The 23,608-nt window shown below is 59.2% G+C and carries 26 protein-coding genes and 1 tRNA gene; 9 read left to right on the forward strand and 18 right to left on the reverse strand.

What is annotated here, in order from left to right; genetic code table 11:
- Positions 1–42: 42 nt before the first annotated feature.
- The 11 genes from ACZ5FP_RS13680 to ACZ5FP_RS13730 form a co-directional block, all read right to left on the reverse strand.
- Positions 43–534 (reverse strand): DUF1203 domain-containing protein, encoded by a 492-nt coding sequence (locus ACZ5FP_RS13680; RefSeq protein WP_464660738.1) that lies wholly within the window; start codon positions 532–534, stop codon positions 43–45.
- A 396-nt stretch (positions 535–930) separates the two neighbouring features.
- Entirely contained in the window at positions 931–1,488 is a 558-nt protein-coding gene (locus ACZ5FP_RS13685) for an OmpA family protein (RefSeq protein ID WP_346308454.1), read from the reverse strand.
- Between the two features lie 109 nt (positions 1,489–1,597).
- Positions 1,598–2,134, reverse strand: coding sequence for a GNAT family N-acetyltransferase (locus tag ACZ5FP_RS13690; protein ID WP_223613121.1), 537 nt, complete (start codon positions 2,132–2,134; stop codon positions 1,598–1,600).
- Complete coding sequence (sseA, locus tag ACZ5FP_RS13695) at positions 2,131–2,988, reverse strand: 3-mercaptopyruvate sulfurtransferase (RefSeq protein ID WP_464660740.1); 858 nt, start codon at positions 2,986–2,988, stop codon at positions 2,131–2,133. Before sseA ends, ACZ5FP_RS13690 begins: the two co-directional genes overlap by 4 nt.
- Before the next feature lie 2 nt (positions 2,989–2,990).
- Positions 2,991–3,737, reverse strand: a complete 747-nt coding sequence (locus ACZ5FP_RS13700) for an alanyl-tRNA editing protein (protein WP_464660742.1) — start codon at positions 3,735–3,737, stop codon at positions 2,991–2,993.
- Entirely contained in the window at positions 3,737–4,771 is a 1,035-nt protein-coding gene (locus ACZ5FP_RS13705; RefSeq protein ID WP_464660744.1) for a cysteine synthase A, read from the reverse strand. The genes ACZ5FP_RS13700 and ACZ5FP_RS13705 overlap by 1 nt, the downstream gene beginning before the upstream one ends.
- A 190-nt stretch (positions 4,772–4,961) precedes the next feature.
- Entirely contained in the window at positions 4,962–6,296 is a 1,335-nt protein-coding gene (locus ACZ5FP_RS13710) for a DEAD/DEAH box helicase (RefSeq protein WP_223613487.1), read from the reverse strand.
- A gap of 332 nt (positions 6,297–6,628) precedes the next feature.
- A complete protein-coding gene (locus ACZ5FP_RS13715; RefSeq protein ID WP_464663269.1) occupies positions 6,629–7,825 on the reverse strand; it encodes an HPP family protein in 1,197 nt (398 codons plus the stop codon).
- Positions 7,826–7,965: 140 nt separating this feature from the next.
- Positions 7,966–8,256 (reverse strand): HigA family addiction module antitoxin, encoded by a 291-nt coding sequence (locus tag ACZ5FP_RS13720; protein WP_223613116.1) that lies wholly within the window; start codon positions 8,254–8,256, stop codon positions 7,966–7,968.
- A gap of 13 nt (positions 8,257–8,269) precedes the next feature.
- The gene (locus ACZ5FP_RS13725; RefSeq protein ID WP_464660745.1) at positions 8,270–8,548 is read right to left on the reverse strand and encodes a type II toxin-antitoxin system RelE/ParE family toxin; all 279 of its coding nucleotides are present in this window, start codon (positions 8,546–8,548) and stop codon (positions 8,270–8,272) included.
- A 70-nt stretch (positions 8,549–8,618) separates the two neighbouring features.
- On the reverse strand, positions 8,619–9,482 hold the full coding sequence (locus ACZ5FP_RS13730) for a DMT family transporter (protein ID WP_464660747.1): 864 nt from the start codon (positions 9,480–9,482) through the stop codon (positions 8,619–8,621).
- Positions 9,483–9,611: 129 nt separating this feature from the next.
- On the opposite strand from ACZ5FP_RS13730, the gene ACZ5FP_RS13735 reads away from it, so the two are divergent.
- Entirely contained in the window at positions 9,612–11,036 is a 1,425-nt protein-coding gene (locus ACZ5FP_RS13735; protein ID WP_464660749.1) for an aminotransferase-like domain-containing protein, read from the forward strand.
- Here the strand turns inward: ACZ5FP_RS13735 and ACZ5FP_RS13740 are convergent.
- From ACZ5FP_RS13740 to ACZ5FP_RS13765, 6 genes are all read right to left on the reverse strand, one after another.
- The gene (locus ACZ5FP_RS13740; RefSeq protein WP_464660751.1) at positions 11,004–11,540 is read right to left on the reverse strand and encodes a DUF1697 domain-containing protein; all 537 of its coding nucleotides are present in this window, start codon (positions 11,538–11,540) and stop codon (positions 11,004–11,006) included. The two genes, ACZ5FP_RS13735 and ACZ5FP_RS13740, sit on opposite strands and share 33 nt — an antisense overlap.
- Positions 11,537–12,085, reverse strand: a complete 549-nt coding sequence (locus tag ACZ5FP_RS13745) for a DUF1697 domain-containing protein (RefSeq protein WP_464660753.1) — start codon at positions 12,083–12,085, stop codon at positions 11,537–11,539. Before ACZ5FP_RS13745 ends, ACZ5FP_RS13740 begins: the two co-directional genes overlap by 4 nt.
- A gap of 9 nt (positions 12,086–12,094) precedes the next feature.
- Entirely contained in the window at positions 12,095–12,340 is a 246-nt protein-coding gene (locus ACZ5FP_RS13750; RefSeq protein ID WP_223613110.1) for an RDD family protein, read from the reverse strand.
- Positions 12,341–12,418: 78 nt separating this feature from the next.
- Positions 12,419–13,678 carry a threonine ammonia-lyase IlvA gene (gene ilvA, locus ACZ5FP_RS13755; protein WP_464660754.1) on the reverse strand — a complete coding sequence of 420 codons (1,260 nt, stop codon included), beginning with the start codon at positions 13,676–13,678 and terminating at the stop codon, positions 12,419–12,421.
- Complete coding sequence (gene ade, locus ACZ5FP_RS13760) at positions 13,675–15,489, reverse strand: adenine deaminase (protein ID WP_464660755.1); 1,815 nt, start codon at positions 15,487–15,489, stop codon at positions 13,675–13,677. Before ade ends, ilvA begins: the two co-directional genes overlap by 4 nt.
- A gap of 152 nt (positions 15,490–15,641) precedes the next feature.
- Positions 15,642–17,138 carry an ArnT family glycosyltransferase gene (locus tag ACZ5FP_RS13765; RefSeq protein ID WP_464660756.1) on the reverse strand — a complete coding sequence of 499 codons (1,497 nt, stop codon included), beginning with the start codon at positions 17,136–17,138 and terminating at the stop codon, positions 15,642–15,644.
- Between the two features lie 639 nt (positions 17,139–17,777).
- Between ACZ5FP_RS13765 and ACZ5FP_RS13770 the strand changes: the two genes are divergently transcribed.
- From ACZ5FP_RS13770 to map, 3 genes are all read left to right on the forward strand, one after another.
- A tRNA-Leu gene (locus ACZ5FP_RS13770) sits at positions 17,778–17,863 on the forward strand.
- A 106-nt stretch (positions 17,864–17,969) separates the two neighbouring features.
- Positions 17,970–18,182 (forward strand): ParD-like family protein, encoded by a 213-nt coding sequence (locus ACZ5FP_RS13775; RefSeq protein ID WP_288193223.1) that lies wholly within the window; start codon positions 17,970–17,972, stop codon positions 18,180–18,182.
- On the forward strand, positions 18,179–18,973 hold the full coding sequence (map, locus tag ACZ5FP_RS13780; protein WP_464660758.1) for a type I methionyl aminopeptidase: 795 nt from the start codon (positions 18,179–18,181) through the stop codon (positions 18,971–18,973). Before ACZ5FP_RS13775 ends, map begins: the two co-directional genes overlap by 4 nt.
- Positions 18,974–18,978: 5 nt before the next feature.
- On the opposite strand, the gene wrbA is transcribed toward map, so the two are convergent.
- A complete protein-coding gene (gene wrbA / locus ACZ5FP_RS13785; protein WP_223613104.1) occupies positions 18,979–19,578 on the reverse strand; it encodes an NAD(P)H:quinone oxidoreductase type IV in 600 nt (199 codons plus the stop codon).
- 174 nt (positions 19,579–19,752) lie between these two features.
- On the opposite strand from wrbA, the gene ACZ5FP_RS13790 reads away from it, so the two are divergent.
- The 5 genes from ACZ5FP_RS13790 to ACZ5FP_RS13810 all read left to right on the forward strand — a co-directional run bounded on the left by ACZ5FP_RS13790 (position 19,753) and on the right by ACZ5FP_RS13810 (position 23,539).
- A complete protein-coding gene (locus tag ACZ5FP_RS13790) occupies positions 19,753–20,502 on the forward strand; it encodes a competence/damage-inducible protein A (RefSeq protein WP_464660761.1) in 750 nt (249 codons plus the stop codon).
- 126 nt (positions 20,503–20,628) lie between these two features.
- The gene (locus tag ACZ5FP_RS13795; protein WP_464660762.1) at positions 20,629–21,471 is read left to right on the forward strand and encodes a universal stress protein; all 843 of its coding nucleotides are present in this window, start codon (positions 20,629–20,631) and stop codon (positions 21,469–21,471) included.
- A gap of 159 nt (positions 21,472–21,630) precedes the next feature.
- Positions 21,631–22,128 carry a xanthine phosphoribosyltransferase gene (gpt, locus tag ACZ5FP_RS13800; RefSeq protein ID WP_223613101.1) on the forward strand — a complete coding sequence of 166 codons (498 nt, stop codon included), beginning with the start codon at positions 21,631–21,633 and terminating at the stop codon, positions 22,126–22,128.
- A gap of 359 nt (positions 22,129–22,487) precedes the next feature.
- Positions 22,488–22,922 carry an NUDIX hydrolase gene (locus ACZ5FP_RS13805; protein WP_464663271.1) on the forward strand — a complete coding sequence of 145 codons (435 nt, stop codon included), beginning with the start codon at positions 22,488–22,490 and terminating at the stop codon, positions 22,920–22,922.
- Between the two features lie 17 nt (positions 22,923–22,939).
- Positions 22,940–23,539, forward strand: coding sequence for a tetratricopeptide repeat protein (locus ACZ5FP_RS13810; RefSeq protein WP_464660765.1), 600 nt, complete (start codon positions 22,940–22,942; stop codon positions 23,537–23,539).
- The last annotated feature ends 69 nt before the right edge of the window (positions 23,540–23,608 follow it).

Below are 23,608 nucleotides of genomic sequence, written 5' to 3' on the forward strand. Positions count from 1 at the left end.
AGAAAAGCCCGGGTTTTGCCCGGGCTTTTTCATGAGCAGCGTTCAGACAACCCAGTCGGCTTCGTGCATCTCGATGCGGCACTGGAAGCAATTGTTCTTTGCCGACCGCATGTGCACATAGGCCACGTCATCGCGCTGCAGCAGTTCAGCCGCCCGCACGGGAATAGTATCGGTGGGGATCACGCCGCCGGTGCCGTAGACAATCCGGTCCTGACGGGAATAACCGCGCAGGATGTAGTCGCGCGTCTTGCGGAACATATCGGGCATATCCGCTGTCTCCGCATACCGTTCGCATGCTTCCGCATGCAGGAAGATCGGCCCCGTTTCCGCGTAGGGTTGCGGTGCGGGGAACGGCCTGTGCGACAGGATGAGATATTTGTCGCCGGCTTTCACGTTCTGCAGGCAGTGGCGGCACGGCGTGCCGTCTCCATCGGAAACATGTGTCTCCGGTGTCTGGCCGTTCGCATCCGCACCGCCCGCCTGATAGTGGCGGGCCAGTGTCGTCGGCATTGCAATAAAGCGGATCGTGCTCATGGGAATCTCCTTCGTTGACCCGAAGCAAACACCCAAACTGGCAAGCGAACCACCCGATTCCTGCCGGTCTCAGTGCTCACCAGCTGCCATCCAGCCTGCGGCAGGCACACGCTTGGCATCGGCTGGCGAGCCCGGAAGCATCGCCGCCCTGCGGACTATTGTGTGACAGTGATGTTGAAAGTGAAGAAGTCAAAGTTCTGCGGTTGACCTGCCAACTGAGCGGAAATGGTCACCTTATCGCTGCCAACAAATCCTGGTGCCGGCGTGTTACACAGGAAAATCACAGAAATATTGGCGGAATGAATTTTAAATGATCACGGATATGCTTGTAAAACTTTTCCGAAATGATTGAGACGATACGTGGCATCACTGTCACGTATCGTCATGTTCCCAATATTAACGAATGAAATCGGTAACGCGGCGGATGGTGACCCGGCGATTACGCCAGTCCTCATATTCCGTTTGAACCAGAAGATATTCTTCGCCATATCCCACCGTTTCAAGCGCGCGCGGCGGAATGCCGAAGTAACGCACCAGGTCGCGCTTGAGGGATTCGGCCCGCTGCTCGGACAGTATCTGATTGGATTCGTACGAGCCCACGGCATCCGTATGGCCTTCGATGAGGAAAACTTCGCCGCGACGACGGCGCAGCACCCGTTGCAGACCGTCGGCAATGCGCTCCACCTTGTCACGCTCCGAACGGGGAATGACAGCAGAGCCAAAGGCAAAATTGATCGACTGGATATCGATGGACGGCGCATAGCGACGCAGTTCCGGCCGGCGCTTGAATTCCCGCACCGTCACCCGGCGCTCTTCCGGCACACGCATGCGCGGGGCAGCTTCCAGCCGCCGCTCGATCTCGGCTGCACTCGGCATCTGGCGTGATTGCGCCAGCGCGGGCGCGGCAACGGTTGCGGCGGCAAGACCAAGCAGCAGGCCACGGCGATTGATCATGGGTGTATTCTCCTTTCCAGACCGGCAGTTTGCACTGCATCAATTATCGAAGGAGAGATAGCGCAGTAAAAATGAAGCGTGCATGAACGGGTCGTGCCGAAGTTCAACGTTACAGCCAGGCCTCGATTTCCGCATCGGCGAAGCCGACGGGATTGAACCCCATGCGCTGATACATTTGCAGGGCACGCGGACTGTCGAGCGTGTTGGTCTCGATGATGACCTTTTCCGGGCTGCTCATCCACGCCGTGACGATGGCTTCGCTCAGGAAGAATTTTGCAAGACCCCGCCCCTGAAACTCCGGCACAAGGCCGAAATAAAGGATTTCCGCCACACCCGGCTCCTGATTGAGCACCAGCTCAAAAAAGCCGGCAGGCGAGCCGTCCACATAAAGCACATGGATTTCAACCGAATCCCGGTGAATGGCGGCAGCCAGTGCTTCATCGCTGAGGTTCCGGTGCACAAACCAGTGATGCGGTTTGCCGACCTGCTCGTAGAGAAAGCGATAAAACGGCAGGGATATCCGCTTGGCCGACATGATCGCCAGTTTGAAGCTGGCTGGCGTCGGAATGGAATAGACCGGCCGGTTGGTCATTTCCAGCAGGGTCACACGCGTCTTCAGTATTTTGGGCTTTGCGGCCTCGGTCATTGCTCTGCTTCACCGGTTGCAACCGGCGTATCTTTGTGTGCACCCCACTCGCTCCACGATCCGTCGTAGAGGATATTGTCCTTGTGCCCGAGGGATTCAAGCGCCAGCGTGATCACGGCGGCCGTGATGCCTGAGCCGCAACTGGTGACAATGGGACGGGAAAGATCGACGCCCGCATCATCCAGAACTTGCCGCAGACCGGCGATATCCTTCAGATAACCCTTGTCCGCCAATGTCGAGGACGGCACGTTGCGCGCACCCGGCATATGGCCGGAGCGAAGCCCTGCGCGCGGCTCCGGGTCCGTGCCGACAAAGCGGCCTGCCGCCCGCGCATCGGCAATCTGGCGTGATCCCGTATCGACGATCGTGCGCATGTCGGTAAAGCTCGCCACCTTCTCCGCCTGAAAATCCGCGATGAAAGCCGATGGCGCGATCTTTGTGACGCCGCTGGTGACCGGCCGGCCATCCTTCTTCCAGTTATCGTAGCCGCCATCCAGGACAAAGACATTCTTTGCGCCCATGACGCGCAGCATCCACCAGACGCGCGGTGAGGTGTTCATGCCGGGCCCGTCATAGACGACGATCGTATCGCTGTTGGTGATGCCCATGCTGCTGACCGCCGCCGCGAAAGCTTCCGGCTTTGGCAATGTGTGTGGCAGGGACGATTCCGGATCCGACAGTTTTTCATGATCGAAGAACACCGCGCCGGGAATATGCGCGGCCTTGTATTCGCCCTCCGCGTCGCGGTTGAGAAACGGGAAATACCACGACGCATCGAGAATGCTCAGGCCCGGCTGGCCCAACCGCTCCTGCAACCAGTCGGGTGAAACCACAAAAGCGCTCTTGTCAGCCACGGTCATTCTCCTTCCGGCGAGGCACCGAAGCGGATACGGAACCGCCGGTTTTCCTTGCCCTTCTTTTCTATCTTTCCGATATGGATCACGCCGACTTCGCCTGTTGTTGCCACATGCGTTCCGCCGCAAGGCTGCGAGTCGATGGATGCATCCTTGCCGATGCAGACAAGGCGGATGCGCCCGGTGCCCGTCGGCGGGCGCACGTTCTTCGACTTGATCAGACCCGGATTGGCCGCAAGCTCTTCATCGGTAATCCAGCGCGTAAAAATCGGATGGTTGGCATTGACCAGTTCCATCAGCTTTTTCGTCACATCCTCCTTGGTCACACCGGCATCCGGCAGGTCGAAGTCAACCCGGCTGTCATCCTCGGCAACGGAAGCGCCGGTGATCGGAAACGGACAGACAACGCTGAGCAGATGGCAGGCGGCGTGCATGCGCATGAGCTTGTAGCGCCGGTCCCAGTCGATACGCAGGACGAGCTTTTCGCCGATGGCAGGCACCGGCTGCTCCGGCGCCGGCACGTGGATGATTTCTTCCTTGCTTTCGCCCGTCACTGTCGCGGCAATGGCAATCGTGCTGCCGTCCGCCCGCACCAACACGCCGGTATCGCCGGGCTGCCCGCCTGACGTGGCATAGAAAATCGTCTGGTCCGTGAGAATGCCGCCGCGTTCATTGATGGCGAGGACAGTCGCCTCGATTTCCTTCAGATAGGAATCGTCGCGGAAGAGTATCGTCGTATCGTATGCCATCAGTGATTGCCTTCAAACGGAACGGATATGGCCGTCTTCGCTTCCATCCAGCGCGGTACCGGCAGATCTTTGGAACGCAGGAATTCAGGATTGAACATTTTTGACTGGTAGCGATTGCCGTAGTCGCAGAGGATCGTGACGATGGTGTGGCCCGGACCAAGGTCGCGCGCCAGACGGATAGCACCGGCAATATTGATTCCGGACGAACCGCCCAGGCAAAGCCCCTCTTCCGTCACCAGATCAAACACCACATCCAGCGCATCCGCATCGGGTATCTGATAGGAAAAGTCCGGGGTAAAACCTTCCAGATTGGCGGTCACGCGGCCCTGCCCGATACCTTCCGTGATCGAGCTGCCTTCGGCCTTGAATTCGCCCGATGTGTAGTAGGAATAAAGCGCTGCCCCCAGCGGATCGGCAAGACCGATCTTGATGTCCTTGTTGCGCGCCTTGAGCCCGGCTGCCGTTCCCGCGAGGGTTCCGCCGGAACCAACGGCGCAGATGAAGCCGTCAACCTTGCCATTGGTATCGCGCCAGATTTCCGGCGCAGTCGTTTCCACATGTGCCAAACGATTGGCAACATTATCGAACTGGTTGGCCCAGATCGCACCATTCGGCTCGGTCTTTGCCATCTGTTCAGCAAGGCGGCCGGAGACTTTCACGTAATTGTCGGGGTTCTTGTAGGGAACCGCGGGAACCTCGACCAGTTCAGCCCCGAGCAGCCGCAGGGCGTCCTTCTTTTCCTGGCTTTGTGTCTCCGGGATAACGATGACCGTGCGGTAACCCAGGGTCTTGGCGACCATGGTCAGGCCGATGCCCGTATTGCCCGCCGTGCCCTCGACGATGACGCCGCCCGGACGCAGCAGGCCGCGATTTTCCGCATCGCGGATGATATAGAGCGCCGCCCTGTCCTTGACCGACTGTCCCGGGTTCAGAAATTCGGCCTTGCCGTAAATATCGCACTCGGTCAAAGCCGATGCCTTGCTCAGGCGGATAAGCGGCGTGTTGCCGATGGCGTCGATCACTGAATTCAACATGGGCCAAGTCCTCATTCTGCTTGGCCTGAACCTATTTGCCCGCAGCACACCATTCAAGCACCGAATGGCAGAAAGTCATGCAAATGCAGGTCTTTATTTCCCGGCATTGCCGCATCACGGCAAGCCGATGCCAACAAAAAGGCCGCCGGTACGATGTACCGGCGGCCTGATTGATTCTTTGTCGCGAGGTTTAGGCTGCCTTGGCGCCGAAGCTCTTGCGCTTGTTGCGGCGCATCGGGCGTTTCTGCGCCGGGGCGCCGCCATCATTGCTCCAGACCTTTTCGCCGCGCGGTTCGCGTGGCTTGCCGGGTGCCTGGCCGCGATGCGGCTTCTTGGCCGGTGCGCCATTGCCGCCTTCGCGGCGTGCCGGACGCTGATCATTGCTGGCAACACGTGCCGGCAGGCTCGACAGATCAATCGGCGAATCGGCAAGCGGCAGACGCATGCGTGTGACACGCTCGACGGCCTTGAACTTGGATGCTTCTTCAGCCGGATCATAAAGGGTGATCGCATTGCCCGATGCGCCGTTGCGGCCGGTGCGGCCGATACGGTGCACATAGCTTTCCGGCTCATCCGGCAGGTCGAAATTGATCACGTGGCTGATGCCGACGACGTCAATGCCGCGCGCGGCAATGTCGGTGGCAACCAGAACACGCACCGAACCGTCCTTGAAACCGTTGAGGGCGCGCTGGCGGGCGTTCTGCGACTTGTTGCCGTGAATGGCAGCCACGTCATAGCCGTCCTTCTCCAGAACACGGGTGACGGCATCGGCACCATGCTTGGTACGGGTGAAGACGATGACCGAAGACAGCGTTTCGTCCTTCAGCATGGCCGACAGGACCTGCTTCTTCTGCTTGGTCGGGATCATGTGCACGACTTGCTTGATCTCGGCAGCGGTGGTGCCCTGCGGCGCCACTTCCACGCGGATCGGGTTGCGCAACAGGCTTTCGGCCAGCGTTGCCACTTCCTTCGGCATGGTGGCTGAGAACAGCGCAGTCTGGCGGTCCTTGTGCGTGCCCTTGGCAATGCGCTTCACATCATTGATGAAGCCCATGTCGAGCATGCGGTCGGCCTCATCAAGCACAAGCCAGCGTGTTTCCGACAGGTCAATGCGGTTGTCGCGCACCAGATCGGTCAGGCGGCCGGGTGTGGCGATGAGAACGTCAACGCCGCCCTGCATCTTGTTGATCTGCGCCACGCGCGACACGCCGCCGAGCACGAGCGCGGTCGAAATATGCGCGCCCTTGGAGAGCTTGCGGACCGTTTCTTCAATCTGCACGGCAAGTTCGCGGGTGGGTGCGAGGATAAGCGCACGGGCGGTCTTGCCCTTGCGCTTGTCGCCGATGGTCAGGATCTTCTGCAGGATCGGCAGGCTGAACGCCGCCGTCTTGCCGGAGCCCGTCTGGGCGATGCCGAGAATGTCCTGACCGGCGAGCTGTGCCGGGATAGCCTGTTGCTGGATGGGCTTGGGAGTAGCCATTCCAGCTGCCTCGACTGCTTTCAGCAGGATGGCATTCAGACCCATGGCGGCAAAGCCGGTGTTTTCAATATTTTCCAATTCAATCTTCTTTCATTGGCCAGACGCGATGGGAATCACGGGCCATAAACACATCACAGGGCGCAACCTGCATGTAACATATTCGGGATGAACGACGAGACGCGGGGAACCCTCCGGTTCCATGCGACTTGCGCAGCCGTGCCTGTGACAGTGTGCCAGCAGGTCTTAGACGCCACGAAGTCCGCAATCGGAAGACCGGAGTGTCCGGTCCAAGCGCCTGACTGGCATATGGGCCCTCTTGGGCAAAAAAGCAAACGATTTTATTGTGCGCCGCAAAATAGCGCTTTCGGTGAAACGATTCATCCGGCCAAAGTCAGTGGCTCGTCCGGACGCCCGGCAGTCAGGTTGCCGCTGTAGAGCGCGGCGATGAGATCGGACTGGGTGACCATGCCGACAAGTTTGTCATTGTCGTCGGCGACGGGTAAATGATGCAGCCCCCGGTCCGCCATGGCTGGCACGAGGTCCGTCACCAGTGTCTGCGGACGGACGAACTGCACCTCGCTCGTCATGATATCGGCAACCGTGCGGTGCGCCCGGCGATCCAGCTTGACGGCGCGGCGCAGGCGGCGTGCCAGACCGATATGCAGATCGCCATCCCGATCCCAGTTGGCATTTTCCATGAAGTCGGTCTGGGTGACGATGCCGATGATGTTGCGGTGGGCATTCACGACAGGCAATGCCTTGATGCGATGCTTGACCAGCAGGGCCCAGGCGAGATGCAATGGTGTGTCGGCTTTCACCGTGGCAAGGTCGGTGGACATGATCTGCTCGCAGCGCACTTCACCAAAACGCCTGCGATAGGCCTGCATCTCGGTCTTGTGCAGGATGGCATCGAGATCATCCGGGCTGATGTTGAGCACTTCGTCATACTGCCGCAGCACGGTATCGAGGTCGGCGGGGGTAAAACCGATGCGGCGCGTCGGCAGCGGATCGGCCGTCTTGTGCACATTGGCGGCCGGAACGGGCACGATGTGCGGATAGCGGCGGCCGGTGAGATTGTTATAGGCCAGAGCTGCAATCAGCAGCAGCAGCGAGTTGAGCCCGACCGGCCACAGCACAAAGCCATAACCGAGATTATGCACGACAGGACCGCCGAGGACGGCGGTCAGGGCGACAGCTCCGCTTGGCGGATGCAGCGAACGAGTGGCGATCATGGCGAGGATCGCCAGGGACACGCCAACCGCCGAGGCGATGACGAGATCAGGAATCCACATTGCGCAGGTCACGCCGATCAGCGCTGCGATGGTATTGCCAACCATGATTGACCAGGGTTGGGCCAGCGGGCTGGAAGGAACAGCAAACAGCAGAACCGCCGAAGCGCCCATCGGCGCGATCAGCAGCGGCACAGCCGTTGTCGCGCCCAGCGCCTGCTCGCTGACGACACCGGTGACAAAGACGCCCAGCAGAGCGCCGAAACAGGCGCGCAGGCGTTCCATGGTGCTGACCGGCGCCAGCGCGGGCAGGAATCGCTTCAGATTGGACAGGAGTGCTTTCATCATGCGTTCTCGACGTTGCGCTTCAGCGCATACCGCCTGCCACGCGCGCTGGCAAAGAATGATTTTCTTGAAAACCGCGGAAAACCAGAAAAAATGACCACGACTGGCTGGCGTGAGACCTTGGACAGGGCTGATTTCCGTCAAGCAGCGTCCGGCACCTGAATGGCTTTAACGGGAGGCTGCTCGTGCTGCAGAGCCTTGGCGAGTTCATAGCTGGTCTGCAGTGTCAGCCAAAAGCGCGCTGTACTGACACCCGCCCGCTCCAGCCGAACAGCAAGATCCGGGCTTATTCCAGCCTTTCCGTTCAGAATGCGCGAAAGCGTAACGCGCGAAATGGCAAGCCGGCTTGCCGCCTCGGTAACGTTCATGCCGAGCGGTGCCAAGACATCTTCGCGGAGCAATTCGCCGGGATGAGGTGGTGTCTTGATCATTTGCAGCATCCTCTCAGTGGTAGTCCAGATAATCCACGAGTTCCACGTCGTTTCCATCAAAACGGAATGTCACGTGCCAATTGCCATTGATCCAAATCGACCAGTGGCCTTTCAATGCGCCCTTTAGCGGGTGTAGCCGGTAAGCAGGCAAGTTCAATTCTTCCGGGCGAACAGCGTTCTCGAGAGCGTATAGAACACGCAGCAACTTTGGCGCATGGGCCGGTTGTATACCTCGGGTCGATCCTGTGCGGTAGAAAGTTTCCAGTCCCTTGTGTCGAAAGCGCAAGATCATAGGTTTTTGTAAACAGTAACGATACACTTTGCAAGGGGATCGGTTGAAATCCTGCGCTTCACCCCAGCGTTTACCGGGCGAAATGCTTTGCGCCGGCGACGCACAGGATGACGGCCATTGTCACCAGGATCATCGACCAGCCCACGGTCTCGTGCAGCAGCGTGGCTGCCAGAACCAGTCCGAAGAAGGGCTGCAGCAGTTGCAGTTGCCCTACGGCGGCGATGCCGCCCTGCGCCAGACCGCGATACCAGAAGATGAAGCCGATCAGCATGGAAAACAGCGAGACATAGGCAAGGCCAAGCCAGGCGCCCTGCCCGATCACGCTCCAGTCATGCGGCATGATGTAGAGTGTCAGCGGCAGCATCAGCGGCAATGACACGACAAGAGCCCAGGAGATGACCTGCCAGCCGCCGAGCCTGCGCGACAGCCGCGCGCCTTCCGCATAGCCAAGGCCGCAGACAATAATGGCCGCGAACATCAGGAGATCGCCGGTCAGCGAGGCTGAGCCCCCCTGATAAACGGCAAAACCGACAACACACAGACTGCCGAGACAGGAAAAAACCCAGAAGACCGGACGCGGACGTTCGCCGCCGCGCAGCACGCCGAAGATCGCCGTCGACAATGGCAGAAGACCGATGAACACGATGGAATGGGCTGACGTGACATGACGCAGGGCCAACGCCGTCAACAGGGGAAAGCCGACGACGACACCGAGCGCCACCACCAGCAAGGACATGAGATCCGCCTTGGCCGGCCGCTTCTCGCGAAACGCCAGCAGCATGGCCAGTCCGAGCAAAGCGGCAATCGTGGCACGGGCGACCGTCAGGAACACCGGATCGAAATCAGCGACCGCCACGCGGGTGGCCGGCAGCGAGCCGCTGAAAATCACCATTCCGACGAATCCGTTGATCCAGCCGCTCGTCATCTTGTCCATCAGTACACCTCGTTTTGCCCGAAACACCCTTGTCCGAACAGTCACCAGCCGATACCTCACAGCCATGGATTTTCCAGAGACGGTACAGTACAATATAGAAAAACTGTCATGGTATGTTGAGCGGTACAGATGGATGAAAAAACCGAAATTGCCGGACGTGACACGACGCTTGTCGAGCAAGTGATGCAGGCCATTCGTCAGCGGATTGCCGCGCGCACGCTCGGCCCCGGCGCGCGCCTGCCCTCGATCCGCAGCTTTGCCGCAACGATGCAGGTATCGAAATCCACCATTGTCGAAGCCTATGACCGGCTTGCGGCTGAGGGCACGATCCAGTCGCGCCGCGGCTCCGGCTTTTATGTTGCCGGGCATATGCCGCCGCTGTCCCTGGCGGAGATCGGCCCGCGGCTTGATCACGCCATCGACCCCTTGTGGGTTTCACGCCTGTCGCTGGATGCCGATGACGGCATGCCCAAACCCGGATGCGGCTGGCTGCCGGCGTCGTGGATGCCGGAGGCTGGCGTACGCCGCGCGCTGCGGACACTGGCGCGCGCCGACGACGCCCTGTTGACCGACTATGCGACACCCCTGGGATTGAAGCCGCTGCGTCAGCTTCTGTCGCGGCGCATGGCCGAACATGGGATCGAAGCAGCCCCGGACCAGATCATGATCACTGAATCCGGCACACAGGCCATCGATCTCCTGTGCCGCTCCCTCGTCGGACCGGGTGACGCGGTCATTGTTGATGACCCCTGCTATTTCAATTTCCACGCCCTGCTACGGGCACACCGGGTCAAGATCATCAGCGTTCCCTATACGCCGCATGGACCTGACCTCGAGCGGTTTGCCGAAGCCCTGGCGGAACATCGCCCGCGCCTCTACATCACCAACTCGGCCCTGCACAATCCGACCGGCGCGGTGCTGTCACCTGTCATCGCCCACCGCCTGCTCAAGCTGGCGGAACAGCACGACCTCACCATCGTCGAGGACGATATTTTTGCCGATTTCGAACATGAACCAGCGCCGCGCCTCGCCGCCTTCGACGGGCTGGAGCGCGTTATTCACATGGGCAGCTTTTCCAAATCCCTGTCGGCCTCCGTGCGCTGCGGTTTCATTGCCGCCCGCCGCGACTGGATCGACGGCCTGGTCGACCTGCGCATTGCCACCTCCTTCGGCGGCGGACGCCTGTCGTCGGAACTCGTTCTGCTGATGCTGAAGGATGGCACCTACCGCAAGCATATGGACCATCTGCGGGCTCGCCTCGCCCACAGCATGGGTGAAACCAGTGTAAAACTCAAAGCGCTTGGCGTGATGCCATGGATCGAACCGCGCGGCGGCATGTTTCTCTGGTGCAAACTGCCGGAGGGCATCGACGCCGGAAAAGTCGCTCAGGCAGGTCTGAGGGAAAAGATCGTTTTTGCGCCCGGCAACGTGTTCAGCCAGACGCAGTCGGCCAACAGTTACATGCGCTTCAACGTCGCCCAATGCGCAGAGCCGCGCATCCTGCGCGTGCTGGAAACAGCGCTAAATGGCAGCGAGCATGCTCTGCAGCGTTAGAACCGTCCGCCAGTTGCGCGCCGTGAGCGGTACTTTCAGTACCTTGTCGAGCGCCTCGGCCATTTTCGACCTGCCGAAGCCATCGGGCGTGTAGAGATAGAGCACCCTGTTGCGCACGGTGAACTCCTCGGTTGCAGCGGCCCGGCTGGCGAGCTCCACCAGCGCCGCATCCGTCGGATCATCGTCCATGATCACCGCATGCAGGTTTTTCGGGTTGTCGAGCGCTTCGGGATAGGCGTTCTTGCTCACCATGGCGTTCCACTCGTCCACGGTGCGGATCGTCACACGCGACGGAAAGCCGAAGGTGCGCGGAAAGATTTCTCCGATGATTTCGGCAACGCGGCGTGCGGTCTGATCCGACGACAGAATGACATTGCCGCTCTGCACATAGGTTTTGACATCGCCAAATCCCGCCACCGCCAGGACGGTGCGCAAGGTCTCCATCTTGACGATCTTGTTGCCACCGACATTGATCCCCCTGAACAGCACCACATATTTCGTCATTCTGCTCCCCTGTCGATTTGTTCCGCCAGTTGCGCGAGTTTCAGCACCGTATTCCAGTTGCGTGCCGTCGCGGCGACTTTGAGCGTTGTCTCGATCTTGCTGAAAAGTTTCGATTCCGGGGCACCCTGCGGCGGGTAATAATAGAGCACCGTGCCATCGATGGCGAACTGCTCCGGCCCGGCATTTTTCCGCTCCAGGGCTTCCACGGCCTCCCGGTCGGGATGCTTCTCCAGAACATAAGCGTGCAGTTTGTTGCCTTCGCCGTCAGGAAACGGATTGCCCGCAATCAGCTTCTTCCATGCAGTCTTGCTGACGATCATGATGGATTTGGAAAAAGCAAATTTTTCCAAAGCGATAGCCGCGACTCTTGCGACAATCTGCTTTGGCGTCCGGTCCGAAACCAGAACCACGTTACCGGTATTGATATAGGTGGCAACCTTCTCGAAACCGTCGGCGAGAAGCGCGGCCTTCAACGGCTGCACCGGCAGCGATGTTGCACCGCCGACGCCGCGAAACAGAATGATGTAGGTCGTTCTGCGCCCCATACAGCCTCATTACCTGACGCCGAGAATGCGCTTCCACAGCGTCCCGCCGACCCGTTTCCCCACAACGAAATAGGCAATCATCAATGCGAAAAAGACCAGCGCCGGCCATCCATTGAGAGAAAAGCCGTTTTCGGTCTTTCCACCCAGAAAACTCGCCACGACATAGCCGAGGACGGCAAAGGCGGTGATGAAATCAAGAATAAAAGCAAGAATGATGCGCCAATGCGATGTTGGCTTCTGTTGAATATCAGTCATTTGAAAACATACCCCGTTGGACTATCGCCCCAGTGAATAGTCTGACATTCGATAAAACGAACTGCAACTATAAGTAGCTTAAATAATCAAACCGGCGATCGTTTCGTTGTCGGTGATGTCCTGATAGGCCCAACCCGCTTCGTCAAAGCGCTTGAACAAGGCGTCGAAGTTCGCCTTGTTCTTGGTTTCGATACCGATCAGCACCGAACCGAAATTGCGGGCCGATTTCTTGAGATATTCGAAGCGCGCCACATCATCCTCCGGACCGAGCAGATCGAGGAATGACCGCAGCGCACCCGGACGCTGCGGGAAACGGAAGATGAAATACTTCTTCAATCCCTCATAGCGCAGCGAACGTTCCTTCAGTTCCGGCAGGCGTTCGAAATCGAAATTGCTGCCTGAGATCACCAGGATAATGCGCTTGCCCTTCAGGTCGCTCTTCCTGAAATCCTTGAGGGCATCGATGGCGAGCGCCCCGGCGGGTTCGACAACGATGCCTTCGATGTTCAGCATTTCGATAATGGTCGAACTCAAGCGGTTTTCCGGAATCAACATCACAGAATCCGCGGTGAACTCCTTGAGAAGCTTGAAGTTTTCCCGGCCGATCTCAGCAACGGCAGCGCCATCGACAAAGTTGTCGACCGTATCGAGCTTGACGCGCTTTCCCGCTTCCAGACTGCGCTTGAGACTGGGCGCACCGGCAGGCTCGACAAAGCGGAACCGGGTTTCCCAGCCAAGATCGGTGAGATAGCGCGTCACACCGGCAGAAAGTCCGCCGCCGCCCACCGGCAGGATGATCAGGTCCGGCTTGCGCTTGTCGGGAAGCTGCGCCGCGATCTCGTGCGCGACGGTCGCCTGCCCGGTGATGATATCCGCATGATCGAAAGGCGGCACCATGACCGCACTGTTGTCGGCGGCAAAATCCTGCGCCGCCGCGTAGCACTGGTCGAAAATGTCGCCGACGAGGCGGATTTCGATGAACTCGCCGCCGAATGTCCGGGTTTTGTCGATCTTCTGCTGCGGGGTTGTAACCGGCATGAAGACCACACCATGCTTGCCGAAATGGCGGCAGATGAAGGCAAAACCCTGCGCGTGATTGCCGGCCGAAGCGCACACAAAGGTCGCATCTTCCGTTTTGTGCTCATTCAAGTAATGCGCAATGAAATTGAAGGCACCGCGAATCTTGTAGGAGCGCACCGGCGACAGATCCTCGCGTTTCAGCCAGATCTGCGCGCCATATTTTTGCGAAAGATAATGATTGAGTTGCAGCGGTGTTTCCGGGAACAGCGCGCGCATTTTTTCCGTCGCGCGGTCCACAGCCTTGATGAATGCAGTCATAGGAACAGGTCAACCTTCTCGAATGTTCTGACATCGATAATGCCGACATCGGAAATACGCAATTCGGGAATGACCACCAGCGCCAGCAGCGAGTGCTGCATATAGGCGTTGTTCAGGCTGCATCCCATGGCGCGCATAGCGTTCACCAGCTTGTCCGCCTTGGCTGCAACGACTTCCGCCCGCTGGTCCGACATCAGTCCGGCAATCGGCATTTCGACCAGCGCCAGCTCGCGTCCCTTGGAGAACAGCACCACGCCACCGCCGACTTCGCCAAGGCGGTTGGCGGCTTTCGCCATGTCATCCTTGTTGGTGCCGACAACGATCATGTGGTGGCTGTCATGGGCAACCGTCGACGCCATGGCGCAATCCAGCGTATAGCCGAAACCGGAGACAAAGCCGTTGACGACGGCACCGGTGCCGCGATGCCGCTCCACCAGAGCGATCTGGCACACATCATTGCGCCGGTCCATCTGCACGATGCCGTCGGACACCGGCAGTTCGGCCTCCAGCGCCTTTGTCGGCGCCTGGTTCTCGATGACGCCGATCACCCGCGCCGTCACCTGCTTGCCGGGTTTCGGCGCCTTGATGTCGAAATCCCTGGCATTGAGTTTCTTGCCGAGCTTGATCGTATTCTTGGCAAAGGCCGGATAGTCATAGGCCGGAATGTCGGCGGCAAGCTTGCCCTTTTCCGCCAGGAGCACGCCGCGGCCATAGACCCGGTCGATGGTCAGATTGGCGAGATCCGAAACAATCAGGAAATCCGCAAGGCGGCCGGGTGTGATCGACCCGATCTCGCGCTCCATCCGGAAATGCTGGGCGGTGTTGAGCGTCGCCATCTGGATCGCCGTCACCGGCTTCAATCCCTGTGCGATTGCGTGACGAACCACCCGGTCCATGTGACCGTCATTGACCAGCGTGCCGGAATGGCTGTCGTCGGTGCACAGGATGAAATTGCGCGGGTCGATTCCCTGCTCCGTCACCGCCTTGATCTGGCTGGCGACATCGTACCAGGCCGAGCCGAGGCGCAGCATGGCGCGCATGCCCTGGCGCACGCGGGCAATCGCATCTTCCATGCGCGTGCCCTCGTGATCGTCCTCCGGCCCGCCTGCCACATAGCCATGGAAGGCACGGCCGAGTTCCGGCGAGGCAAAATGCCCGCCCACGGTCTTGCCGGCCTTGACCGTCGCATCGATACCGCCGCGCATGGTCGCATCATTGTTGGCAACGCCGGGGAAATTCATCACCTCGCCAAGCCCGACAATGTTCGGCCAGGTCATGGCCTCCGCCACGTCGGCCGGGCTGATGGCGGCACCGGCATTTTCGAGGCCCGGCGCCGAGGGAACGCAGCTCGGCATCTGCACATGCACGTTGATCGGCATGGCCAGCGCCTCGTCGTGCATGAGCCGGACGCCCTCCAGACCAAGCACATTGGCGATTTCATGCGGATCGATGAACATGGACGTCGTGCCATGCGGGATGACGGCGCGGGTGAATTCGGTGACGGTGACCATCCCGCTTTCCACATGCATATGCGCATCGCACAGGCCCGGCACGAGGTAGCGGCCGCCTGCATCGATCACCTTGGTCTTCGGTCCGATACAGTGTTCCGCACCATGACCGACAAAGGCAAACCGCCCGGCAACAACGGCGATATCGATGCCCGCAATAATCTCGCCGGAATACACGCTGACAAGGCGGCCGTTGCGCACGACAAGATCGGCATGACTGCGGCCCATGGCGACATCCACCAGCAGGGGCGCTGCTTCTGTCCATGCCTGCGGCTTGTTGCTGGTTCTCGCCTGTCTGCTCATCTCATCACCTCACTCATTACGAATATAATCCATATACGAAAAAGACGCCTGCAACCGTGATTCCAGCGCAATCGTTGAAAAAAACCTGAAATCTCGGGGCAATCGCCGCACGGCGTCAGACGATAAGGGCGGCATGCCTATCCGTCTGCTTGTCAACGCGCCGGAACAACCACGTAGCTCACAACCTTGGTCTGATCCGGATAGTATTTGTAACCGAGCGTTATGTGCTTGATGTCCGTGGGCGGGTTGGTCATGCCGGCGCCTTGCATCAGCCCCTGCACCACCGGGTTCGGAGCTTCGCCGAACCAGACAAACAGCGCGGGAAAACGGATACGGGCCGCCGCATTGGGCATCTCCCAGTGGATCGGGCTCAAGGACTGATCGTAAAGACGCAGATTGCCCGGCAATTGCGGACCGTCGGAAACGACGGTCACATAATGTCCGTCGGCCTGTGTCGCCGCGTAGAGCTTGCCATAGTCGAGCTGGCCGATGGACGGAGCGCCGCCCTCATAGGCATAGAGGATATTGACGGCCAGTATCGGAATGACCGCAAGTCCGCACAGCGCACCGACAATGGCGAAGCGTTTCAGCGGCAGATCCGACGCGATGTAACGGCCAAGCAGCATTGCCAGATAAAGCGGCGACAGAAAAAGCACCGGTTGCAGCCAGCGATCCTTGACTTCCGCGGCACCGCTCACGAGCACGCCGACAAAGACGGCCGCCAGGGCGAAAAGCAGGACACGGCCGAGAAAGGTTTCGCCGTCGCTCAAACCTGCCTTCGGCGTGACCTGCTGCGCCCGGCTCCGCCACCAGGCGACGGCAAAGAATACCAGCGCGACGCCGGAGAAGAGGACGCCATTGAGGAACAGTTTCCATTCGCCGTGCAACCGGCTGGCGATGAACTGCCCGCCCTCGTTGATCTGGAACTTGTGCGAGCGCGCCAGAAGGTTGTCCATGTGGGAGAGCGCCCAAAGGGCAGTCGGGGTCACGGCAGCGAAAAAGGCAACGAGTGTCAGAATGGACTTGGACGACAGAAGAACGGCCCGGTAGGCCGGAACGGAAAGCCCGGCCAGGATCAAGCCGACGAGAAAAAAGCCTGCATTGAATTTTCCGAGGAGTCCGGCAGCGATGCCCAGCCCCAGCAAGGCGGCAGACAGCCAGGAGCGAGATTTCATGTGCCAGGCGAAGGCAAGGAATGCCCAGGCGCAACCGGTGGTCGCGCCGACGGAGTGCGTCAGGGTTCGCTGTGATTCCCAGGCGATCTGCGGCAGGAGAAACACGCCGACCATGCCGGCCGCTGCAACGGCTTTGCGCATTCCCAGCAGCCGGGCGCCGGCATAAACGCTGACAAAGAGGCTCGCCAGCATGCCGAACTTCACCAGGAAGACGGTCGACATGCGGATGCCGAGGATATCCCCCGCCACACTGTTTATCCAGGTATAAAGCGGTGGCTGCGAACCGCCATAGCCCCATTGCAGCGCGCCGACATAGGCCAGTTGCTCGGCATCATCGACACCGGCGCCGTTGGAAATGATCGTCAGGAACACCACCTGAAAGGCGAAATACAGCAGAACAAACAACAGCCCCGGATTCTCCGACGCCAGCTGTCTGACACTGCGCAATGGAGATTGAAGCGGAATAGCGGACATTGTTCTCTCATACTTTTGGATAAGCCGCTTCTAGTCCAACTGGATGTGGAAATCCACCAGTACGTGCAGTCGATGATCGCGCCGCACATCCCGTTGCATGAAATGCTTCGCGCACGTTTGGGTCGGCGCAACGGGCATATTTCAAAAAGGGACAGCAGCGTCCCTTTTCAAGTCTATGCAAGTGGCTAATGTCGCTAACTGTAGTTGCAATGTTCAGGGAGAGATCGAGCATAACGTCTACGATTAATGCGGTCGGCAGCCTGTGAGTGGTGAAACGACAGAGCGCTGAGTACTTCGTGCGCTTGGAATGCAAGATTGACGGCGGCATCTGAACAGCAAATCTCACACGAATATTCAAGCCTCACCAAAACAAGAACAATTCCTGGGGTGGGGTGAAGGGGCGGGATCGGTCAGTATCCCGCCCTTTCCTTTTGCGCTTTCTTGTGAAGATAATAGCGCCCAAAATTAAACTGAACTTTCAACTAAATTTCCATGCCCTTCATCCGCCTCTGTCATGCCGGTTGCTTCCGGCTTCGGGGCCCGGTCATTGGACCATGGGCGTGGGAACGTGATCGAGCCCCGATTTTCCGGCAAACGGCTGTTGACGGAATCGTCCGAACCGTTGAAAAGCATAGGCGCGCGGACGTGGCGAAACTGGTAGACGCAAGGGACTTAAAATCCCTCGGCCATAGGTCATGCGGGTTCGACCCCCGCCGTCCGCACCATTTCCCATCCCCGCACGTTTCATCATGCTGCTGTGCAACGTTGCCCTTGGCCTTTTCATATCCATACTATATGCGATTCATATATGAACCATATATGGAGATACCCATGGGCATCGTGAGCATAGATGACGATCTGCACGATCAGCTGCGCAGGGCGAGCAAAGTATCGTGCCGCTCAATCAATGCGCAGGCCGCCTATTGGATCAAAATCGGCATGCTCTGCGAGACCAATCCGACGCTCAGTTTCACCGCGATCATCGAGCGCGAACTCAGTTCCGCCGGCGTATCCGCGCAACCGCTGGCCGCGAGCGAAGCATGACGAAGCAGCCCCAGGAACTGGCGCTGCTGGCCGAATCCGGCCGGCTGCTGGCGTCCGTGTTCGGGCTGCTGGATCGAACCTCGCTGATCGGCATGTCGACACTTCAGGTCAATGAAATGGCCGAGCGTTTCATCGTCCATGATCTTCAGGCCCGCCCTGCGAGCAAAGGCCAGTACGGCTATGGTTTTGTGCTGAATTCTTCGGTGAACGATGTGGTCTGCCATGGCGTCCCGTCCCAATCGGAGGTGCTTCGGGACGGCGACATCGTCAATTTCGACATCACGCTGGAGAAGAACGGCTATATCGCAGATTCCAGCAAGACCTATCTCGTTGGCAGCGTCAATCCGGCCGCCAGGCGGCTGGTCCACACCGCTTACGAAGCCATGTGGATGGGTATCCGCGCCGTTCGACCGGGTGCGCGGCTTGGCGACATCGGCTGGGCAATCGAACGCCATGCCAAGCGCCATGGCTATTCCGTGGTGCATGAATATTGCGGCCACGGCATCGGCCGGGAAATGCATGAGGAACCCCAGATCCTGCACTTCGGAAAACCGGGAACCGGCCTCACCCTGCGTGAGGGCATGGTTTTCACCATCGAGCCGATGCTCAATCAGGGCCGACGGACCGTAAAAACGCAAGCCGACGGCTGGACTGTCGTGACGAGAGACGGGTTACTTTCCGCACAGTTTGAACACACCGTTGCCGTTACAACCTCCGGTGTGTCCGTACTGACGCTGCGTCCTGATGAATTGGCGGCAGGACCGCTCAGGCGGCTTGCGCCGGCTGGCTGATTCAATCAGCCGTGCAGCTTGATGGTGATCTCGGCAACGCGCTTGCCCTGGAATTTTGCGCCTTCCAGTTCCTGCGCCGAAGGCTGCCGCGAGCCGTCGCCATCGGCCGTCGTGGTCATGCCATAGGGCGCACCGCCGCGCACGACGTCATTGCCCATCTGCGCCTGATAGGCATAGGAGAGTGGCACGATGATCATGCCATGGTGCTGCATCTGCCACTGGGTGGAAACCAGCGCCAGTTCCTGGCCGCCGTGCTGGGTGGCGGAAGACGCCATGACCGAGCCGACCTTGTTGATCAGCGCGCCCTTGACCCAGAGACCGCCGGTCTGGTCGAAAAAATTCTTCATCTGCGCCGACATCGAGCCAAAGCGCGAGGATACGCCGACAATGATCGCGTCATAGGTTTCGAGCTCGTCCACCGTGGCAATCTCTGCCTTCTGGTCGAGCTTGTAGTGATAGGCCTTCGCCACATCGAGCGGAACCAGTTCCGGCACCCGCCGGACAGTGACCTCGGCGCCGGCTTCCCGTGCGCCGTCCGCAGCGGCATAGGCCATCTGCTCCATATGTCCCCAGCTTGAATAATAAAGCACCAACACCTTGGCCATGATCGTCTCCATCGTTGACATCGGTTGGACGGGAAAATGCCGCCATGTCCCGTAGGTTAAGCTTTTCGCTGTTCGTTAAAACAGACATTGTCGCGACAAACTGTTCACCATTTGAAATGGCTTGCGGCGGCTGTTTGCGCCCATTACGGTCGCCCCCGCGATAGGAGAATCCAGATGACGAATGAAGTCGTGAGCGCTGCCATGCTTGCCATTGGCGACGAGTTGCTGTCCGGCCGGACCAAGGACAAGAACATTGGCCATCTCGCCGATATTCTGACGGCGGTCGGCATCGATCTGAAGGAAGTGCGGATTGTTCCGGATGAGGAAGACCGCATCGTTGACGCGTTGAATGCCCTGCGCGGCGCCTATGATTATGTCTTCACCTCAGGCGGCATCGGCCCGACCCACGACGACATTACGGCGGACGCCGTTTCCAAGGCATTTGGCGTGCCTTGCGAGCATGATGCCAAGGCCATGCAGCTGATGGGCGACAATTACGCGGCGCGCGGCATGGAGTTCACCGAAAGCCGCCAGCGCATGGCGCGCATGCCGCGCGGTTCCGTGCATATCGACAATCCCGTCTCGACCGCGCCCGGGTTCAACATCGGCAATGTCTACGTGATGGCAGGTGTTCCCTCGATTTTTCAGGCGATGCTCGACAATGTGATTCCCACGCTGAGGGTCGGCAAGCAGCTGCTTTCCCGTTCGGTCAATTGCCCGTTCGGCGAAGGCACGATTGCCATACCGCTGCGCGATATCCAGGCGGCGCACCCCGATACGATCATCGGCTCCTATCCGAAGTACGAAAACAACAGGTTTTCAACGGAATTGGTTGTCCGCGCCCGTGACGAGGACAAGCTTGCCGCCGCAGAGCAGGCCGTACGGGCCATGGTGGACCAACTCGCATCGGCCAAACAAATCTGAGGAACCATAGGCCTGCGGCCAACGTTCCGGTTCGCACCTGCGATAAAATCACACGCGCCGGTCTTGCGTTCGGAGCGTATAATGCTCTGAATAGCAAGATCGACCTGTCAACCGATGGAGGCCCGCATGGCATTTCGCACGATCATCGCTTTTATCCGCAGCGAGCGCGAGGCGCCAAGGGTTATGGGCGCGGCAAAGCTGATCGCCTCTTCAAGCGAACGAGCCCACATCATCGGCCTTTACACGATCCCCTCTCCCATCGTTTACGCAGATCCCACCGGTTTTGCCGATACGACCCTGTTCGAGGCGCACGAACAGCGCCACAAGGAGAATTCGGAGGCGATCTCTGCGCTGTTCAACAAGGAAATGGGCAAGGGCAGGATTTCCCACGAGTTCCGCATCGTCCGCTCGGAGAGCAGCAGCCCGTCGGCCGGTGTCACCCAGAGCGCCCTGCGTGCGGATATCATCGTGGCCGGGCAACCGGACCCGGATGATCCGGACAGCGTCAACGATGTCACCGACCCGCTTGTCATGGAAAGCGGGCGTCCCGTGCTGTTTGTCCCCTACAAGATCGAACTCCCCACGAAAATCAACCGCGTGCTTGTTGCCTTCAACGGCAAGCGCGAGGCTTCGCGGGCGGCGTTCGATTCCCTGCCCTTCCTGATCAAGGCCGAGCGCACGGATGTCGTCTGGATCGATCCGAAGAAAACCACCGACCCGAACATGGATATTCCGGGCACCCCGCTCTCGGACGCCCTGCGCCGCCACGGCGTCAACGTCAATCCTTTCACGATTGAATCCAATGGCGAGGCCGCCGACAAGATCCTGCGCCGCAAGATTGCCGACGACAAGGTGGATCTGATCGTCATGGGTGCCTATAGCCAGTCGCGCCTCAAGGAATGGGTATTCGGCGGTGTGACGAGCTCGTTCATATCGGACATGCCCTGCCTGACGCTGATGTCACGCTGACGATTGAGCGGATAGAGCCGTAAATCACATGTTTCTGCCCCCTTGCAAAGGACAGGCTGCGCAAGCGGCTTGCCATGGGCAGGCATTTCCCGCTATTGCGAGACGCATTCCCTAGCGGATTAGCTCCGCCTGTTTCGTGTTTTCTTGATGGAGTGCGCCATGTCTCTTCCCGATAAAGCTTTTCCGGTGTCCTGGGACCAGTTCCATCGGGATGCCCGTGCCCTTGCCTGGCGTGTAGCGGGCATGCAGCGCGAATGGCGCGCCATGGTTGCCATCACCCGCGGCGGCCTCGTGCCGGCGGCAATCATCTGCCGCGAGCTCGGCATCCGCATGATCGAAACCGTCTGCATCGCCTCCTACCACGACTATGAGGAACAGGGCGAACTCAAGGTGCTGAAGGACGTCGATCCGCGCCTTCTGCAAGATGGTGGCGAGGGCATTCTCGTCATCGACGACCTGACCGATACGGGAAAAACCGCTGCGGTCGTGCGCGCCATGATGCCCAAGGCGCATTTTGCCACGGTCTACGCCAAGCCGAAGGGCCGCCCGCTGATCGATACGTTCGTCACGGAAGTCTCGCAGGACACCTGGATCTATTTCCCCTGGGATATGGGCCTGACCTATCAGGAACCGATCACCAAGGGACACCGGGGCTAACCAGCCATTTCCTGCGGGGGTAGCCCGAACTGCCTCCGCCCAAACACGAATGGAACCATGACCTCGCTGGAGGCCATGGTATATCCTGACCGGCGCCGTTCATTCCGGCTGCCTCTCATTCTTCCGTAGAATGGATTCCCTGCCTTCGAAGTGATATTGCCTCCGCAGGATCCGCTGTGGTTTTTTTGCACTGCTGTTCAAAAAATCGACACAAGTCGCATATAAGCTAGGAACAGTAGCCTGAGAGTGATTGCGATTTGCAAGAATCGGTTCACAATCATTGAAACAAATCGCAAAAAAAGAGCGGAGCATTGAACTTAAATTACACCAACGAGATCGTGACGGAAAAGCGGATTGAAATGCCGGACGGCAGAATCCGCCAGGTTGCCGCTCTCGTTTACCGGGTCAAAAAGCACCAGACAGAGATTCTTCTGATCACCAGTCGCGGCACGGGGCGATGGGTGCTGCCCAAGGGCTGGCCGCAGGTTGGCAAAACCTTCGCCCATTCGGCCAAGACCGAGGCCTATGAGGAAGCCGGTGCGCGCGGTGATATCGCCCCCTTCTCCATCGGTGTCTATCGCTATGAAAAGCATGACATGTCGGAAGGCGAATGCGGCGATTTCGTCGTCGACGTCTTTCCCATGCATTTTTCCCATCAGGAAAAGAGCTGGCCCGAACGCGGCGAACGCCGCCTCGAATGGGTCAGCGTCGAAGAATGCGCCCGCCGGGTCGAAGAACCGGAACTGAAGGCCCTCATTGCGAGTTTTGATCCGGCGCTCGTCACCCCGCGCTGATGGTCGGGACGAGCGATATGATCCGCCTCAATCTTTCGCTCGCCATCATCGCCATCCTTTCCAGCCCTGCCCTCGCTCTCGACAATACGCAATTGCAGAAGATCGAGCATGGCTGCATCGACGAGACCGCATCATCATCGCCGGAAGAGCGAATCAGCAACTGCAACAACTGGATTGACAGCGCGCCGGATAAGCTGCGCGCCAAGGCCTATTATGACAGGGGCAACGCCTATCTGGATGTCCAGAAGCTTGATCTTGCGGTTGCCGATTATTCCCATGCCATCGCCCTGAAGCCGGACTTCAAGGATGCCTGGTACAGCCGAGGCTACGCCAGGCACGACCTGGGCAATTACGATCAGGCAATCGAGGACTACGACACGGCGCTCAAACTGGCCCCCGAAGACATCGACAGCCTGTATGGCAAAGCCTATGCCTCTCAAAAGAAAGGCGATCTCGACGCGGCGATTGCCGGTTACACCGCCGTTATCCGCCTCAAGCCGGACTATCCCACCGCCTTTTACAACCGTGCCATTGCCTATAACGCCAAGGGCGATACGGAAAATGCCACACGCGACGCCCTCGAATATGAGCGCCTGAAGGACAAGAACCCACAATAGGTGGTGTTGGACGCCATTGGCGCCACGTTTCCATCCGTAGCCAGCTACCGGAAAAACAAGCGAAAGTTC

It is taken from the genome of Phyllobacterium sp. T2-21, from assembly GCF_055378485.1.

Excerpts from the sequence above, each read along its gene's own strand:
- ade (WP_464660755.1), bottom strand. The coding sequence starts at position 15,489 with ATGAGCAGACAGGCGAGAACCAGCAACAAGCCGCAGGCATGGACAGAA.
- ACZ5FP_RS13745 (WP_464660753.1), bottom strand. The coding sequence starts at position 12,085 with ATGGGGCGCAGAACGACCTACATCATTCTGTTTCGCGGCGTCGGCGGT.
- ACZ5FP_RS13795 (WP_464660762.1), top strand. The coding sequence starts at position 20,629 with ATGGCATTTCGCACGATCATCGCTTTTATCCGCAGCGAGCGCGAGGCG.
- ACZ5FP_RS13680 (WP_464660738.1), bottom strand. The coding sequence starts at position 534 with ATGAGCACGATCCGCTTTATTGCAATGCCGACGACACTGGCCCGCCAC.
- ACZ5FP_RS13740 (WP_464660751.1), bottom strand. The coding sequence starts at position 11,540 with ATGACGAAATATGTGGTGCTGTTCAGGGGGATCAATGTCGGTGGCAAC.
- wrbA (WP_223613104.1), bottom strand. The coding sequence starts at position 19,578 with ATGGCCAAGGTGTTGGTGCTTTATTATTCAAGCTGGGGACATATGGAG.
- ACZ5FP_RS13750 (WP_223613110.1), bottom strand. The coding sequence starts at position 12,340 with ATGACTGATATTCAACAGAAGCCAACATCGCATTGGCGCATCATTCTT.
- ACZ5FP_RS13725 (WP_464660745.1), bottom strand. The coding sequence starts at position 8,548 with ATGATCTTGCGCTTTCGACACAAGGGACTGGAAACTTTCTACCGCACA.
- ACZ5FP_RS13705 (WP_464660744.1), bottom strand. The coding sequence starts at position 4,771 with ATGTTGAATTCAGTGATCGACGCCATCGGCAACACGCCGCTTATCCGC.
- ACZ5FP_RS13775 (WP_288193223.1), top strand. The coding sequence starts at position 17,970 with ATGGGCATCGTGAGCATAGATGACGATCTGCACGATCAGCTGCGCAGG.
- ACZ5FP_RS13700 (WP_464660742.1), bottom strand. The coding sequence starts at position 3,737 with ATGGCATACGATACGACGATACTCTTCCGCGACGATTCCTATCTGAAG.
- map (WP_464660758.1), top strand. The coding sequence starts at position 18,179 with ATGACGAAGCAGCCCCAGGAACTGGCGCTGCTGGCCGAATCCGGCCGG.
- ACZ5FP_RS13685 (WP_346308454.1), bottom strand. The coding sequence starts at position 1,488 with ATGATCAATCGCCGTGGCCTGCTGCTTGGTCTTGCCGCCGCAACCGTT.
- ilvA (WP_464660754.1), bottom strand. The coding sequence starts at position 13,678 with ATGACTGCATTCATCAAGGCTGTGGACCGCGCGACGGAAAAAATGCGC.
- ACZ5FP_RS13805 (WP_464663271.1), top strand. The coding sequence starts at position 22,488 with ATGCCGGACGGCAGAATCCGCCAGGTTGCCGCTCTCGTTTACCGGGTC.
- ACZ5FP_RS13710 (WP_223613487.1), bottom strand. The coding sequence starts at position 6,296 with ATGGGTCTGAATGCCATCCTGCTGAAAGCAGTCGAGGCAGCTGGAATG.
- ACZ5FP_RS13720 (WP_223613116.1), bottom strand. The coding sequence starts at position 8,256 with ATGATCAAGACACCACCTCATCCCGGCGAATTGCTCCGCGAAGATGTC.
- ACZ5FP_RS13810 (WP_464660765.1), top strand. The coding sequence starts at position 22,940 with ATGATCCGCCTCAATCTTTCGCTCGCCATCATCGCCATCCTTTCCAGC.
- ACZ5FP_RS13715 (WP_464663269.1), bottom strand. The coding sequence starts at position 7,825 with ATGAAAGCACTCCTGTCCAATCTGAAGCGATTCCTGCCCGCGCTGGCG.
- ACZ5FP_RS13765 (WP_464660756.1), bottom strand. The coding sequence starts at position 17,138 with ATGTCCGCTATTCCGCTTCAATCTCCATTGCGCAGTGTCAGACAGCTG.
- ACZ5FP_RS13790 (WP_464660761.1), top strand. The coding sequence starts at position 19,753 with ATGACGAATGAAGTCGTGAGCGCTGCCATGCTTGCCATTGGCGACGAG.
- ACZ5FP_RS13735 (WP_464660749.1), top strand. The coding sequence starts at position 9,612 with ATGGATGAAAAAACCGAAATTGCCGGACGTGACACGACGCTTGTCGAG.
- ACZ5FP_RS13690 (WP_223613121.1), bottom strand. The coding sequence starts at position 2,134 with ATGACCGAGGCCGCAAAGCCCAAAATACTGAAGACGCGTGTGACCCTG.
- ACZ5FP_RS13730 (WP_464660747.1), bottom strand. The coding sequence starts at position 9,482 with ATGGACAAGATGACGAGCGGCTGGATCAACGGATTCGTCGGAATGGTG.
- gpt (WP_223613101.1), top strand. The coding sequence starts at position 21,631 with ATGTCTCTTCCCGATAAAGCTTTTCCGGTGTCCTGGGACCAGTTCCAT.